At 38.2% G+C, this 14,958-nt stretch carries 13 protein-coding genes; 9 read left to right on the top strand and 4 right to left on the bottom strand.

Annotated elements, in window-relative coordinates; all coding sequences use genetic code 11:
* Positions 1-3: 3 nt before the first annotated feature.
* Entirely contained in the window at positions 4-558 is a 555-nt protein-coding gene (locus FN817_RS07445; protein ID WP_142717383.1) for a hypothetical protein, read from the bottom strand.
* Between the two features lie 325 nt (positions 559-883).
* A complete protein-coding gene (locus tag FN817_RS07440) occupies positions 884-1,231 on the bottom strand; it encodes a winged helix-turn-helix transcriptional regulator (protein WP_142717382.1) in 348 nt (115 codons plus the stop codon).
* A 121-nt stretch (positions 1,232-1,352) separates the two neighbouring features.
* Here FN817_RS07440 and FN817_RS07435 point away from each other — a divergent pair, with 121 nt between their 5' ends.
* Complete coding sequence (locus FN817_RS07435; RefSeq protein WP_142717381.1) at positions 1,353-2,300, top strand: NADP-dependent oxidoreductase; 948 nt, start codon at positions 1,353-1,355, stop codon at positions 2,298-2,300.
* Between the two features lie 114 nt (positions 2,301-2,414).
* Here FN817_RS07435 and FN817_RS07430 read toward each other — a convergent pair whose 3' ends face one another.
* A complete protein-coding gene (locus FN817_RS07430) occupies positions 2,415-3,239 on the bottom strand; it encodes a universal stress protein (RefSeq protein WP_142717380.1) in 825 nt (274 codons plus the stop codon).
* Between the two features lie 228 nt (positions 3,240-3,467).
* Here FN817_RS07430 and FN817_RS07425 point away from each other — a divergent pair, with 228 nt between their 5' ends.
* The 5 genes from FN817_RS07425 (at position 3,468) to FN817_RS07405 (ending at position 11,330) form a co-directional block, all read left to right on the top strand.
* Positions 3,468-4,586 (top strand): sensor histidine kinase, encoded by a 1,119-nt coding sequence (locus FN817_RS07425; RefSeq protein WP_142717379.1) that lies wholly within the window; start codon positions 3,468-3,470, stop codon positions 4,584-4,586.
* Positions 4,583-5,347: a LytR/AlgR family response regulator transcription factor gene (locus tag FN817_RS07420; protein ID WP_142717378.1), complete on the top strand. Its 765-nt coding sequence runs from the start codon at positions 4,583-4,585 to the stop codon at positions 5,345-5,347. The genes FN817_RS07425 and FN817_RS07420 overlap by 4 nt, the downstream gene beginning before the upstream one ends.
* A 271-nt stretch (positions 5,348-5,618) precedes the next feature.
* Entirely contained in the window at positions 5,619-6,740 is a 1,122-nt protein-coding gene (locus tag FN817_RS07415) for an efflux RND transporter periplasmic adaptor subunit (protein WP_142717377.1), read from the top strand.
* Between the two features lie 29 nt (positions 6,741-6,769).
* Positions 6,770-9,928 (top strand): efflux RND transporter permease subunit, encoded by a 3,159-nt coding sequence (locus FN817_RS07410; RefSeq protein ID WP_142717376.1) that lies wholly within the window; start codon positions 6,770-6,772, stop codon positions 9,926-9,928.
* Positions 9,915-11,330: an efflux transporter outer membrane subunit gene (locus FN817_RS07405; RefSeq protein WP_142717375.1), complete on the top strand. Its 1,416-nt coding sequence runs from the start codon at positions 9,915-9,917 to the stop codon at positions 11,328-11,330. The genes FN817_RS07410 and FN817_RS07405 overlap by 14 nt, the downstream gene beginning before the upstream one ends.
* A gap of 144 nt (positions 11,331-11,474) precedes the next feature.
* On the opposite strand, the gene FN817_RS07400 is transcribed toward FN817_RS07405, so the two are convergent.
* Entirely contained in the window at positions 11,475-11,957 is a 483-nt protein-coding gene (locus FN817_RS07400) for a hypothetical protein (protein ID WP_142717374.1), read from the bottom strand.
* A 323-nt stretch (positions 11,958-12,280) separates the two neighbouring features.
* Between FN817_RS07400 and FN817_RS07395 the strand changes: the two genes are divergently transcribed.
* The 3 genes from FN817_RS07395 to FN817_RS07385 all read left to right on the top strand — a co-directional run bounded on the left by FN817_RS07395 (position 12,281) and on the right by FN817_RS07385 (position 14,916).
* Positions 12,281-12,862 (top strand): DUF4840 domain-containing protein, encoded by a 582-nt coding sequence (locus FN817_RS07395; protein WP_142717373.1) that lies wholly within the window; start codon positions 12,281-12,283, stop codon positions 12,860-12,862.
* 100 nt (positions 12,863-12,962) lie between these two features.
* Positions 12,963-13,529 (top strand): RNA polymerase sigma factor, encoded by a 567-nt coding sequence (locus FN817_RS07390; protein ID WP_142717372.1) that lies wholly within the window; start codon positions 12,963-12,965, stop codon positions 13,527-13,529.
* Positions 13,522-14,916 (top strand): porin family protein, encoded by a 1,395-nt coding sequence (locus tag FN817_RS07385; RefSeq protein WP_142717371.1) that lies wholly within the window; start codon positions 13,522-13,524, stop codon positions 14,914-14,916. Before FN817_RS07390 ends, FN817_RS07385 begins: the two co-directional genes overlap by 8 nt.
* Positions 14,917-14,958 lie beyond the last annotated feature (42 nt).

Here is a 14,958-nt window from a genome sequence, read left to right as displayed (position 1 = left end):
TTTTTAAGGCATTGTTCCTGACAAGGTTTTTGGAGGTGGTGCCAGATTGGTCATATTCATAGATTCTATAGAAGGGACATCTGTATTTTCCTCGGTGGTAGCAGATCTGGACATAGCATTGGTCCTTTCTCTTTTTTGGGCAGTAGGAACTAAGAAAATAGTCTGATAACCTGCATATTCCGGTTTTGCCATTCTGTTTTTAGGATGATTCATAGGATATTTTCCCATATAGATCCTGATTCCCGGATTTTTTAATTTTTGTTTTTTGGCGTTTTCTTTTACGTATTTAATATAGCCTTCCATGTCTTCCAGTGAAAACCAGTACCATCGGGAGTCTGGTTCACCGTTTCTGTATTTCATGAGCACTTCATGATTGGTTCTGGTGTATTCATCAAAAAGGACCCGGCCTTCACGGTAGCTGATCAGTTTCTTTTTATAACTGTTGCTAACGGGTTCTTTAGGTGGTTCAGAGCAGCGGGTGCAGCTTAATAAACAGAGTGTTAGAATAAATGCTGCACAGAGCAAACTTAAAGTCTTAGTAAAAAAGGGAGTTTTCATTTTTATGGTTTTAATTTTATGGAACAAAATTAGCTAATGGCACAACTATAAAAAAGGGTGAAAACACTGTTTTTATCCTTTACTAAATTTACGACTTTTTGATATTCAGATGAATATGAATTACTAGTTTGTTTTTTTTAATTAAAAATATCCAGTGGCACCTCTTTATACATAAAATAAAAACCATGATGATCATTCATGGTTTTATGGAAATTAAAATATTAAACATTGAAAATATGAGGACAAAGACAATATCATGCTGCAGCAAGACGAACAATGCATAAAAATCACAGTAACCGTTTTCCGGTTGAAACGCGTTTCTGTTTTAGCCTTTTATTCTCTCTTTTTCAATCTGATTTTCACCCCAGAGTCTCAGATAATCAATAAAAGGGATGAGTTCAGCACCGGTTTCCGTTAAAGAATATTCTACTTTCGGAGGAACTTCATGATAGACTTCCCTGTGGATGAGTCCGTCATCTTCCAGCTCCCGGACAGTCTGAGTAAGCATTTTAGGGGTAATGTCAGAAAGTGTTTTACGAAGTTCGCCGTAACGCATAATCGTCTTCAGATGAAGATACCATAAAATACGGCCTTTGTACTTTCCTCCAATCCGTTTGAAAGCGTAATCAACAGGACAGGATGGCTCATTGGTGACTTTTTTTATTTTTAACATTTTTTCAATGGTTTGATAATCAGTATTAGTATGTTTTTGGTATGTAGATTACCAAAAAGTACATACTTGCTGCAAAGATATGATGAGACTACATTTGTCCAACAATTAAAATTAAAAAAAAATGAAAGCAGTTATTTTAAACGAAGCAGGAGATGTTGGAAATCTTCAATTTGCGGAAATAGAAAAACCTGTAATAGGAAATGATGAGGTATTGGTAAAAGTAGTATCTGTAAGCATTAATCCCGTAGATGTAAAATCCAGAGCTTATGAAGGAGTTCTGAATTGGATCTTTGAAGAAAAGAGACCTGCTATTTTGGGATGGGATATCTCGGGAGAAGTCGTAGAAACCGGAAACAATGTAACTGATTTCAAAGAAGGAGATGAAGTCTTTGGGATGGTTAACTTTTTTGGAAGAGGAAACGCGTATGCAGAATATGTTGCGGCTCCGGCGGTTCATCTGGCATTAAAGCCCCGGAATATTACTCATCAGCAGGCAGCGGCGGCGTCAATGGCGGCTTCAACGGCTTATCAGGCGCTGGTAGATGTTGCTAAAATTAAAGAAGGAAATAAAGTGTTGATCCATGCAGCTTCAGGTGGTGTTGGCCATTTTGCTGTTCAGATTGCGAAGAATTTCGGAGCATATGTTATCGGCGTATCCTCCGGTAAAAACAGGGATTTTGTTTTATCGCTTGGAGCTGATGAACATATTGATTATACAACAGAAAACTTTCATGAAAAATTACAGGATGTAAATATCGTCATTGATACTCTTCAGGGAAAAACGTTATCTGATTCTGTAGATGTTGTAAAAGAGAACGGAATTATCATAACGCTTCCTACTCCTGAGATTCCTGAGGATGTTGCAGACAGAGCCGGGCAGAAAAAGGTGAATATTGAGTTTATGATGGTACAGTCTAAAAAAGAAACCATAGGGGCAATTGCTGGCTTATTGGAGCAGAAAGTATTGAAACCATTTGTTTATAAAACATTCCCGTTTGAAGACATAGCTATGGCACATTTGGAGGTGGAAACCAACCGTGTTGCCGGAAAAGTGATTGTAAACCTCTAGCAATAAAAACAGGACCGGAAATCTCTTTCCGGTCCTGTCAAACAAGATTAAGTGTAAAATTTAGCCTTTAAAGGCAAAAAGGATAATTTAAATGTGTTCAGATTTTTATTGATCTTAATCTATATTTAGGGGAATTGATAGTAATGGTACTTTGTTTTTATAGGCCATAATAGCTGTTTTACTGCGGTGGAAAAGAGATTCTACAAGGTTGTATTTGTAGGGAACCATCGTCAGCAGATCCGGATTTGTCAGTCTGATTTCCTCCTCGATTGCCTTGATGACTTCGATGGATTGAATCATTTTAAAACTGTATTTAATATCATCCAGATCATACCCGGAATTCAGGTCAATATCATGAATAACTTCAGTAAAATCTTCTAAGCTTTCATTTACATTAAACACCTCAATCTCGGCATTAAACTCATTGATGAAATAATAAATGTCATTCATTGCGGTCCAGGTCATGCTTTTGTGAGTATCATACGCAAAAAGAATTTTCCTGATTCCCGTATATTCTATGTGGGAAGGAACAATTAATATCGGTTTTTTAATTCTTTGAATAGCTCTTGTTACACTGTTGCCCAAAAGCTTTTGTTCCAAAGTTTTTTCGGCCATTCCCATGACAATGAAATCACATTCGTGGATCTGCATACAGTTTTCAAGCTCTTCCATGAAATTTCCGGAAGCCAGATGATGCGTTGTTTCTATAGCATAGAGTGTTGTAAGTTCGGTCGCCTTGTCTTCAAGTTTTTTCTGATTTTTAAGGGTCTGGGTATAGAAAAAATCTGCCGAAGCCTGTGCATTCAAAGCGTGTATGGAAACGGTTTGCAGATTAAAAAGTACGATTGTGTATTTATTTTCTTTAGCCATAGAGGCTGCATAATGAGTAGCATTCTCAGCTTCGTGGGAAAAATCTGTGCAGACAATTATTGTTTTCATTGTACCGGATTTAATACTGCAAAACTATGATAGACAGCAGTTATCTTATCGTAAAAATAGGGTGATGTTGCATAAAATGATGATGAAATGTCTTTTTCAGGTGATGAAACGTAACATTCATTTGAACGCTGCTATTTTACGTTTCAGGGACGGTTTTGGCGGTCTCGTTTAAAATAGAGAATACTCATATAAAATCTATTTCTATATTTACATTCACAACTCCCGGATATGAATAGAATTTCTACCATCAGGAAAAATATAGTACGGAATAAGAAGATTCTTTCTACCATGAAAAGAAGGCTCGTAATCTGGGCCGTTGCAGTGGTTACTTTCTGTGTTTTTTCCTATCTTATTGATCCCTTTGATCCTGTTTGGAAAGGCTATCTTGATGCTCCGCTAAAAATGATTCTGGAAGATGCCACATGGATTATCTTTTTTTCTATCATTATTTCAGAGGTAAGTATATTTATAGACAGAACGCTCAATAAGTGGCTTCCCTGGAGAAACAGAACTGTAAAACGACTGTTTATTCAGTGCCTGCTCCAGATCGTGGGAAGTGTAATGATTGTGATTATAATCAATGCCATAGTAGACTGTACCTCAGTGACATTACCAGAAATGGATTCCCGAAAAGAATATACACTGCTGGGACAATGGATTGCAACCAATATTGTAATATCGTTGATTATCAGCGCATTTAATACCGTGGATTATTTATTGGAAAACTGGAAAAAAACTGCTGTAGAAGCCGCTCAGCATAAAATAAGAGCATCCAAACATAAGCAGGCTGCTATGGCTGCAGAACTTCAGGCGCTGAAGCTGCAGATTGATCCTCACTTTATTTTCAATAACTTAAGTGTACTGTCCGAACTTATTCTGGAAGACCAGCAGTTAGGCTATGAATATTCAGAGAAGTTTGCCAGAGTATACAGATATTTGTTGGTCAATTCCAAAAAAGACATCATTGCAGTAGAAGAGGAGTTGAAATTTTTAGAATCCTATATCTTTCTGATCGAAAAAAGAATTGGTGAAGGCGTTGTCTTTAAAATAGATATTAAAGAAGAATACAGATCCATGTATACCCTTCCGTTATCTTTACAATTATTGGTTGAAAATGCCATTAAACATAACCAGACTTCAAAGGTAAATCCTTTGGAAATACAGGTTTATACAAACTCCAATGGCGAACTTGTGGTATCCAATACGTTCCTGCCTTTGATCAATAAGCCGGATTCCTCCGGAGTAGGGCTTACCAACATTGTTGCACGGTACGAAATCTTAGGATATCCTAAGCCTGTGATTGAAAAAACTGAAGATAAATTTATTGTAAAACTTCCATTGATATGAAGATTAATAAGATTTTAATAGTTGAGGATGAAAGGCCCAATGCCGATAGGTTGAAAAGACTGTTGCTGAAGTTAAGACCCCATATCGAAATCCTGTCTGTAGAAGACTCGATTACCTCAACAGTACATTGGCTGGAAAATAATGTCGTTCCGGATGTTATCATGATGGATGTCCGTCTTGCAGATGGGATCAGCTTTGAAATATTCAACAAGCATGAGGTGAAAAGTGCAGTTATATTCACCACAGCATACGATGAATATGCAGTACAGGCATTTAAATACAACAGTGTAGATTACCTTTTGAAACCTATTGAAGAAGAAGAGCTCGATGCTGCTTTAAAGCGTTATGAAACCTTTATGGAAGCTGTTCCGGTAGTAGGAACAGCTATTGAAGGACTATTGAATTATATTCAGCCAAAAGACTACAGAAAACGTTTTCTCATCGCCCACAGAGACGGATATAAAACCGTTCTGGCAGAAGATATCCTATACTTTTATACCGAATTGGGAATCAGTAAAGCCATGCTGAATACCGGAGTGGTTGAGAATGTTCCACAAACGTTGGAAGAGCTTGAAAAACAGCTGGATCCCAAATTCTTTTTCCGGGCTAACAGACAATTTATTATTCACATTAATTCCGTGAAGCAGATTTTTAATCATTTTAACGGAAAACTGAAGCTGGAACTGAGAAAACAACCTGATATGGAAGTGATTGTAAGCCGTGAAAAAGCTTCTATTTTTAAATCCTGGATGGATTATTAATCTCAAAAATACAAACGAGACTGCTTTTCAGACAAGGCAGTCTTTTTTGCATTACTTGTGAAATTGATTAATTTATCCTTAGCAAGTAAGCACTTATTTTTATTCGGAAAATATCTTTTTTTATCATATTTATAAAGGGAAATAGCTGTTTCCCCTTCATTTTTACTATCATACGCTTCACCCCCGATTAACTACGCTTCACCCAACTTCTGAATGAATATCCTTATTATATGAAGTTATTTTGCTCCTGTAAAATTTAAAAACTCATATTATGAATTACAGAAAAGGATATCTGGTACTTTCACTTATGGCAGCAGCAATACTGTATTCGTGCAGTTCCGGGAATGGTCAGGAAAACGCTCAGCAGATGCAGCAGGCATTACCTACAGATTTTATCCAGGTGAAAACCGGAGATGCAGATGTGTCTACAGGATATCCGGGAAGCATAGAAGGACAGGATAATGTAGATATTAAAGCACAGGTAACAGGTTATCTGGAAGCAGTATATATCAAAGAAGGGCAGTATGTAAGTAAAGGACAGACCCTTTTCAGAATAAATCCTTCAGTATACAACGAGCAGGTAAATACGAATGAAGCCGCTCTGAAATCAGCTATGGCAGCCCAGGAAACAGCAAGATTGGAAGTAGAAAAGCTAAAACCTCTTGTGGAAGGAAAAGTAGTTTCAGATATGCAGCTGAAAACAGCTCAGGCAAGCTATAAAGCTGCTTCAGCACAAGTAGCGCAGGCACAGTCTTCTTTAGGTTCATCAAAGATCAATGCCAATTTTACTTACATTAAAGCTCCTGTGAGCGGATACATAGGAAGAATTCCAAACAGGGTAGGAAATCTTATCAGTCCTTCTGATGCCGCTCCATTGACAACGCTTTCAAGTATAAACAGTGTGAACGTGTATTTCTCAATGAATGAGGCTGATTTTATCGCTCATAGTAAAGCTGCAGTATCAGGGAATACTACAGAAGATGTAGAACTTATCCTTGCAGATGGTTCCACCTATTCTCTTAAAGGAAAACTTGAAAATGCCAGCGGAAACTTCGACAGAAATACAGGAAGTATTCAGATGAAAGCTGTTTTTCAAAATCCTGATAAATTATTAAGAGCCGGAGGAACAGCTAGAGTAATGATTCATAATGCATTAAATGGGGTGATCAAGCTTCCGAAAACCTCTGTAAAAGATATTCAGGACAGATTCTTTGTTTATAAACTGAATGGTAAGGATAAAGTGAAAATGACTCAGATTACAGTTTCTGGAAGCACATCTCAGGATTATTTTATCAAAGAAGGAGTGAATGCGGGAGATAAGATTGCCGTCAACAGAATTGATGCCCTTACCGATGGAGCACAGGTTGTTGCCACAACAGTTCCTTTGAAATAGTTGTATAACCATTCTTAGAAAATTCAAAAATGTTAAAAAAAATAATAGACCGTCCGGTACTGGCGACGGTAATATCCCTTATCATCGTGATTTTAGGGATCATAGGATTAAACCAGCTTGCGGTGACCAGATTCCCGGATATTTCTCCGCCTACCATCACCGTTTCAGGATCTTATCCGGGGGGAAACAGTGAGACCGTGATCCGTTCCGTGGTAACTCCATTGGAAGAACAGATCAATGGAGTAGAAGACATGGAATACATGAAATCTACTGCGAGTAATGACGGAACATTCTCCATTTCCATTATATTCAAGCAGGGAGTAAATGCCGATCAGGCTGCTGTAAATGTGCAAAACAGGGTTCAGCAGGCCACTCCGATACTTCCACAGGAGGTAGTGAGAATGGGACTGACCACCTCCAAGCAGCAGAACAGTATGGTATTGATTTTCAATATTTATACGGAAGATAACAAACAATATGATGAAACTTTCCTTCAGAACTACGCGAATATTAACCTTATTCCACAGGTCAAAAGGGTAAAAGGAGTAGGACAGGCCATGGTTTTCGGGTTGAAGGATTATTCCATGAGAATATGGCTTAACCCTCAGAAAATGTCCTCTTATGGATTGGAACCTGCGGATGTTTCCAGAGCGATTGCAGACCACAGTTTAGAATCTGCTCCGGGTAAACTTGGAGAAGAATCTGATGCGGCCTTAGAATATGTAATACGATATAAAGGAAAAAAGAACAAGCCAGAGCAATATGAAAATATTATTGTTAAAAATACCGGAAGCCAGGTCATCAGGCTTAAAGATGTAGCCCGTGTAGAATTCGGAGCCATTTCAAATACGGGAGATAATCTTTCCAATGGGAAAAATGCAGTTACTGTAGCCATCATGCAGACTACAGGATCCAATGCCAATCAGATTGAAATAGGTGTAAACAAAGCCCTTGATCAGCTATCAAAATCATTCCCTCCAGGTATCAAATACACAAGTGTAATGAGTACCAAAGAAAGACTGGATGAAGCTACAGGACAGGTAAAATCTACTTTAATAGAAGCATTTATCCTGGTTTTTATTGTAGTATTTATCTTCTTACAGGATTTCAGATCTACGATTATCCCGGCAGTGGCAGTTCCTGTAGCAATTATCGGTACTTTCTTCTTCCTTTTAGTCTTAGGATTTACTATCAACGTACTGACGCTTTTTGCCCTCGTACTGGCCATCGGTATTGTGGTGGATGATGCCATTGTGGTGGTGGAAGCTGTCCACAGTAATATGGAAGGAACTAATCTTTCAGGAAGAGAGGCCACTCATAAAGCGATGAGTGAGATCACGGGAGCTGTAATTTCCATTACTTTGGTGATGTCTGCAGTATTTATTCCAATCGGATTTATGTCCGGTTCAGCAGGATTATTCTATAAGCAGTTTGCCTATACATTGGCCATCGCAATTATTATTTCGGCTGTCAATGCCTTGACATTAACGCCTGCTTTATGTGCTGTATTTTTGAAAAATAACCATGCAGGAGAAGGAGAAAAGCCAAAAGGATTCGGGCAAAGGTTTGCTGTTGCATTCAATGCCGGATTTAATAATATGACGAACCGTTATGCGAAAGGTGTTAGATTTTTAATAGGGCGTAAGTGGATTGCAGGAGGATTAATCGTAGCAGTGATCGGTGTTGCAGGATGGCTGATGTCTAGCACTCCTAAAAGTTTTGTACCGATGGAAGATGACGGATTCTTTATGTACACTTTAAGTATGCCTCCGGGAACAGCATTGACAAAAACTACGGAAGTTTCCAACAAGATCAATGAAATCTTAAAAGGAGTAGAAGCCGTGAAGGAAAATACTTCTATTACAGGCTACAACTTGCTTAGTAACAGTGCAGGACCGGCGTATGCCATGGGATTTGTTAAGCTGAAACCTAAAAAAGAAAGAGGTGAAGTACAGGATATCCAGGAGGTGGTAGATATGGCCAGTGCAAAATTAGGCGTGATCAAAGAAGGAAGCGTGATGACGTTCAGAATGCCTCCGGTAGAAGGATACGGAATGACGAATGATGCAGAGATTGTACTTCAGGACCGTATGGGTAGAGATCCTCAGGTTCTTAAAGCTAAAGCGGATGAATTAATTGGTCAGCTGATGCAGGTTCCGGAAGTAGCATTTGCCTATACGATGTTCAGAGCAGATTATCCTCAGATGGAGCTTGAAGTAAATGAAGATAAAGCAAAACAATTAGGAGTAAGTATTTCAAACCTGTTGGGAACTGTTCAAACGTATTTTTCAGGAGACCAGTCTCAGAATTTCTCAAGATTCGGGAAATTTTACAGAGTAAATATTAAAGCGGACGGAGTTTTCAGGATGGATGAACAAGCCTTCAATGATATTTTCGTAAAGAATGAAAAAGGAGATATGGTTCCGGTAAACACACTGATCACTTTGAAAAAAGTTTACGGTCCGGAATCCGTTCAGCGTTATAACCTTTATAATTCATTAAACATTAACGTGTCTCCAAAACCCGGAGTAAGTAATGGAGAATTGATGGGTAAACTGGAACACACCTTAAGCAAATTACCTTCTGACTACAGCTACGAATGGACAGGGCTGAGCCTGGAAGAGAAATCGGCAGGAAATCAGACGATCGCCATCTTCGGTTTATGCTTGCTTTTCGTATATCTTTTATTGGCCGCTCAATATGAAAGTTATATCCTTCCTCTGGCAGTAATGCTTTCCATTCCAACGGGAATTGTAGGAGCGTTTTTAGGAATAAAAGCCATTGGTTTGGATAACAATATTTATGTACAGGTAGGATTGATTATGCTTATTGGTTTATTAGCCAAAAATGCAATTCTGATTGTTGAATTTGCCATCCAAAGGAGAAAAGCAGGATTTTCAATCCTTGATTCTGCACTGGAAGGGGCGAAGGCGAGATTACGTCCGATTATCATGACTTCATTAGCCTTTATTGTGGGAATGGTTCCGCTGATGATCTCTTCAGGAGGAATGGCTTCAGGAAACAAATCAATCAGTACAAGTGCAGCCATGGGAATGCTGAGTGGAGTGGTTTTGGGAGTTTTTGTAATTCCTGTACTCTACATGTTCTTCCAGTATCTGGATGAGAAATTCTCTACCAAAAAGAAGTACAATACGATAGAAAATCAATTGACAAATGAGAATATTTAATATAAAGAACTTCCTTATTTCAGGCGCAATGGCTTCTCTGCTGGTGTCTTGTGCCGTAGGGAAAAAATATACAAGAACAGACCTTCAGGTTCCTGAAACGTACAAAGAATCTGTACAGGTAACAGGAGATACGGTAGTGCTTCCGTGGAAAACCTTTTTCAAAGACCCTAAACTGATTGGATTAATAGATAAAGCCCTTTCCAGAAATAATGAAGTGAGTGTTGCTCTGAAAAATATTGAACAGCTGGATCTGATCTATAAGCAGGCTAAGCTAGGTCTGATGCCAACACTAGACCTCACTGCAGGAGCCAACAGAAGCTGGGCCTCCAAAAATACCCTTAACGGATCTTTGAATGAGCAGTTTGTAGGGACAAAATATATGGATGACTTTAGTGCTGCACTGAGGCTTTCCTGGGAAATAGATATCTGGGGAAAGGCTAAAATGCAGAAAGAATCCGCGGCAGCAGAATATTTTGGACAGAAAGAAAACCTGAATGCAATAAAAAGCAGGATTGTGGTTCAGGTTGCTCAGGCGTATTACAACCTGATCAGCCTTGATGAACAGCTGAAAATAGCAGAGCAGAATATTGAGCTGAGTAACAATACCCTTAAAATGATGAATCTGCAGTTTACAGCAGGACAGATTAATTCATTGGCCGTTCAGCAGTCAGAAGCCCAAAAGAAAACTGCAGAACTGTTGATTCCTTTGGCAAAACAGAATATTTCCATTCAGGAAAATGCATTGAGCATTCTTTGCGGAGAATATCCGGCGAAGATAGAAAGAGAAGGAAACTTTAAAACAATGATTCCGGAAAATAAACTTTCTGCAGGATTGCCCGCACAGCTATTAAGCCGCAGACCGGATCTGAAAATGGCAGAATTTAATGTTATCAGCCTGAATTCAAAAACCGGATTGGCAAAAGCAGCCATGTATCCGAGTATCAGCTTAAGCCCACAGATTGGAGTAAACTCCAATAAGTTCAGCTCATGGTTTGATATTCCCGGATCTATTACCAAAGCAGTTGCTGCAAATCTTGCAGCTCCCATTTTTCAGAAAAAACAACTGAAAACAGCTTATGAGACCGCATTGATTGAACAGGAAAAAGCAGCCATCAACTTTAAACAATCTGTAATGACTGCTGTGGGTGAAGTTTCCGATGCCATGGCCAGGTCTAAAGGCACTTCAGAAAGATTACAGCTTTTAGAACAGAGAACTGCCATTCTTGATAAAGGAATCAATGATGCACTGAAGCTGTATAAAAGCGGAATGGCAACCTATCTTGAAGTGATTACAGCTCAGAATAATAAACTTCAGAATGACCTGGAAGCTATTAATGTCACGCTGGAAAGATTGAATGCTGAGGTAGATCTGTACAGAGCCCTTGGAGGAGGGGTAGAGTAAAATATAAATGGAAAAATAAAAGGAAGCTGCATGGTGTAGCTTCCTTTTTGTGTCCAAAAATAATTTGTTGTCTTTATCAAAAAAAATAAATAGCCAAAATGACTATTTATTCCCACTTATCAACAATATTTGATATGATAAAATCTATTTTGCTACGTATGAGTAATCTTTGATGAATGTCTGTCCGGCTGCATAGGTTTTATTCTCATCAGTTTCTACACTTCCATTCACCTCAGCTTTGTAACTTACAGAAATAGGTGCACCATCAAAATTGGATATAGCCACATGAAGGCTTGAAAAGTTGAATGGTTTCACAGTCTCAAATACATATGTTTTCGTATTTCCGGTGAAATCATCTACTCCTAATGAACTTGTATTGGCATTACCCTCAGTGGCTCCGTTCTTTTTCCATACTGTACTTCCATACTGGCTGGCATCGTGATTTCCGGCACTTACAAGAAAATCAATCTGATCGTTAGAATCAGCTCCGTTTACAGTAATGGTAAATTTCACGTTTGCCTTTGCATCAGCTGAATCATCATCCTTACTGCATGCCGAGAAAACAGCACCAGCAATTGCGATCATTAAAAAAGTCGAAATAATTTTTTTTGTCTTTGGTTTTTTCATAACAGTTGATATTTTGCCTTTTATTGTTGGGACAAATGTAGTCTGAGAAAGATTATCCTGCCAATACATAAAAACCATGTTTTTTTTCTACTGGTAATTAGGTAGAAAAACAGATAATAAGCTCCGGCTAAATGAAAAATTCTGATTTTGAATATGAATTCATAACTATAGATGAAAACTTTTTAAAATTTTACAGTCATTAAATCAGTGGTTTATGAAAAAATTCATCTTTTTTTAAAAAATATATGCAAGATTTTTGAAAATAGGGATTTATATAGATGAGTACTCGAAAATAATTAATGTTTAACGAAAAAAATAATGCAATGAAAAGATTGACAGTACCCCGATTTTTTATAACAGTTTTAATGGTTTTGGCAGGGTTTTTTGCCCTATCCTCATGTAATGATAACGATGGTCCGGACATCCCTCCTGTAAAAATGGAAGACTTAAAAGGAAACTATAAAGGGAAGCTGGTTATTGTGCAGGGAAGCAGTAAAAGAGAAGGAATAAAAGAGTTCAAGGTGAAAAAAGACACCATCTCATTTGACGAATTTCCAATTACAGAAATTGTAAAAACAGTAGTGAAAGACCCGGCAAAAGCAGAAGCAGCTTTGAAAACAATGGGAAAAGTAAAGTATGATCTTAAATATGCTGCAGTGATTAACACAAGCAATAATGTGATAGAACTGACTTTTGCTCCCAAGACTATGGAACTTCAGATTCCTGTAGATGGTGCTAATAAAAAGACTGTCGTGGAATTTGTAGCAAAGCAAAAAGGATATTATGTAGGCTTGGATCAGACGCTCAGGTATGCGCTAACAGCCGAAAAAATTACAGTAGATGGTACCCTGGTTACTCCTTATACTGTTATTGATTATAATTTTCCATTCTGTATAAAAAATTAATTAATAGATATTATCATAAATGGATTGCACTTTGATAAGATGCAATCTATTTTTGCCTGACAGTTTTATAATATCCAACAGGATACGGCAGCAGCATTATATGGAAGAAAGTAAAGAACAGATTTTGGTAAAGCACCTTTTGAAGAAGGAGGAAGCCGCCTGGAAAGAGCTTTTTGGAGCTTATTCCGGAAATCTGTCCTATGTCTGCTCCCGTTATGTGGCTGAGAGAGAAGATGTTCATGATGTACTTCAAAACAGTTTTATCAAGATGTTCCGTTCGATAGAATCTTTTGAGTACAGGGGAAGTGGTTCTTTGAAAGCCTGGATGACGCGTATTACTGTCAATGAATCTTTGAAACATATCAAACAGAAAGGAGATTTTAAATCTGTGGTGGAAGTAGATGATCTTCCGGATATTCCTAACGAAGAAGAACCGGACTTTGAAGAGATTCCTCGTGATGATATTATGATGATGATAAAATCTCTTCCTGATGGGTACAGAACTGTTTTCAATCTGTTTGTATTTGAGAAAAAAAGCCATAAGGAGATTGCCGGACTGCTGGGAATTGCAGAAAATTCTTCTGCATCTCAGTTTCACCGTGCAAAAGGACTGCTTGTTCAGAAAATAAAAGAATTTAAAATGTCAAAAAAAGCACAATATGAATAATGAATGGCTAAATAACCTGCGAAGCAGAATGGATGACCATGAAGAGGACGTTCCGGAAGGATTGTGGGATGACATCAAAGGTGAATTATTCTCCGAAGACGAAAATAACAGCATTCCCGGGTTTATTCCTGAAATTCATGAAGGCGGGGAAAGCAAGAAAGGAAAAGATGCAGGACAAAAATCTCTATTCTATCGTCTCGGAGGTATTGCTGCAGCTATTGCATTGCTCTTTTTACTGACGAAAATACTGCCACAGAATGATACAGGCAAAACCTTATCTCAGAAACCGGCAGATGTGAAAAAAGAAAAAGAAAAGAATTCTTTGAAACCACTGGAAAATGAAAACGTCTCAAGCGGTAAAGTAGAATCCGCATTGGCATCTCCTTTAGCTGAAAACATATTGAATACAGGTATTTCCAAGAAAATACCGGCACAGAAATATTTTAATACTGAAGAAAAAAACAGAGTAGGGAATACTCAGGATATTCAGGAAATCATCAAAGCTCCGGCTGCGGCGGAATCTTTTCATCAGGAGAGCAAGATCGCTCAGAAAGTATCTCCTGCTGATGATACAGTAAAAGAACCAGCCCTGGAGAAGACTCCTGATGAGGCTCTTTTCAAACAGGACGAATTGAAAAAAGTGTATGCTGAGAATACAAAACATACTGCTGCGAAATCCCGTGACCAAAAGTCCTGGATGTTGAGTATGCTTACAGGAAATGTTGCTTCCAACTCTGCAGAACAGCAGTTTCCGGGATATGCCTCCATCACTGGAAAAGCAATGAATGTTGAGCAGGTGTGGAGCACTTCCGAGTACCATGATGATCCTCTGACTGCTGTATTACTGGCGAATCAAAGTCAACCGGTAGAAGCAAGAATCAGACATAAAGTACCGGTTACGTTTGGATTATCTCTTTACTACAATTTAGGAAAAAGATGGGGGATAGGAACCGGGCTGAACTATACCAAACTGGCTTCCGAACTGCATTCAGGAACAGAAAACAATTATATTAAAGGAGACCAGACGGTTCATTATATAGGAATTCCTGTTCAGGTCAACTATAATGTTATTCAGAAAGGACGGTTTACAGGATATATTACAGGCGGGGCACTCGTAGAAAAACCTGTTTCGGGAAGTGTTACAACAACCTATGTAGTGAATGATGAAATAAAGGATAGTTCAAAGGAACGCCTTGATCATAAACCATTACAGTTTTCTGTTAACACTGCAGCAGGATTTCAGCTGAAGGTCATAGACAAAGTTGGAATTTATGCAGAGCCGGGAATAGGATATCATTTCAGGGAAGAAAATGCTCCTAACACCATTTATAAAGAGAAACCTTTTCATTTTAATATGAAATTCGGGATCAGAGTGCTGTTGGATTAATGTAGAAGATTTTTAGACCAAATCACATTTAATAATCTAATA

This window comes from Chryseobacterium rhizoplanae, assembly GCF_900182655.1.
GTDB lineage: Bacteria > Bacteroidota > Bacteroidia > Flavobacteriales > Weeksellaceae > Chryseobacterium > Chryseobacterium rhizoplanae.
Note: the sequence above shows the minus strand (reverse complement) of the source record. Positions and strands in the feature narration are given on the sequence as shown.

Coding starts and splice junctions, on each gene's coding strand:
- FN817_RS07445 (WP_142717383.1), bottom strand. CDS start 558: ATGAAAACTCCCTTTTTTACTAAGACTTTAAGTTTGCTCTGTGCAGCA.
- FN817_RS07440 (WP_142717382.1), bottom strand. CDS start 1,231: ATGTTAAAAATAAAAAAAGTCACCAATGAGCCATCCTGTCCTGTTGAT.
- FN817_RS07435 (WP_142717381.1), top strand. CDS start 1,353: ATGAAAGCAGTTATTTTAAACGAAGCAGGAGATGTTGGAAATCTTCAA.
- FN817_RS07430 (WP_142717380.1), bottom strand. CDS start 3,239: ATGAAAACAATAATTGTCTGCACAGATTTTTCCCACGAAGCTGAGAAT.
- FN817_RS07425 (WP_142717379.1), top strand. CDS start 3,468: ATGAATAGAATTTCTACCATCAGGAAAAATATAGTACGGAATAAGAAG.
- FN817_RS07420 (WP_142717378.1), top strand. CDS start 4,583: ATGAAGATTAATAAGATTTTAATAGTTGAGGATGAAAGGCCCAATGCC.
- FN817_RS07415 (WP_142717377.1), top strand. CDS start 5,619: ATGAATTACAGAAAAGGATATCTGGTACTTTCACTTATGGCAGCAGCA.
- FN817_RS07410 (WP_142717376.1), top strand. CDS start 6,770: ATGTTAAAAAAAATAATAGACCGTCCGGTACTGGCGACGGTAATATCC.
- FN817_RS07405 (WP_142717375.1), top strand. CDS start 9,915: ATGAGAATATTTAATATAAAGAACTTCCTTATTTCAGGCGCAATGGCT.
- FN817_RS07400 (WP_142717374.1), bottom strand. CDS start 11,957: ATGAAAAAACCAAAGACAAAAAAAATTATTTCGACTTTTTTAATGATC.
- FN817_RS07395 (WP_142717373.1), top strand. CDS start 12,281: ATGAAAAGATTGACAGTACCCCGATTTTTTATAACAGTTTTAATGGTT.
- FN817_RS07390 (WP_142717372.1), top strand. CDS start 12,963: ATGGAAGAAAGTAAAGAACAGATTTTGGTAAAGCACCTTTTGAAGAAG.
- FN817_RS07385 (WP_142717371.1), top strand. CDS start 13,522: ATGAATAATGAATGGCTAAATAACCTGCGAAGCAGAATGGATGACCAT.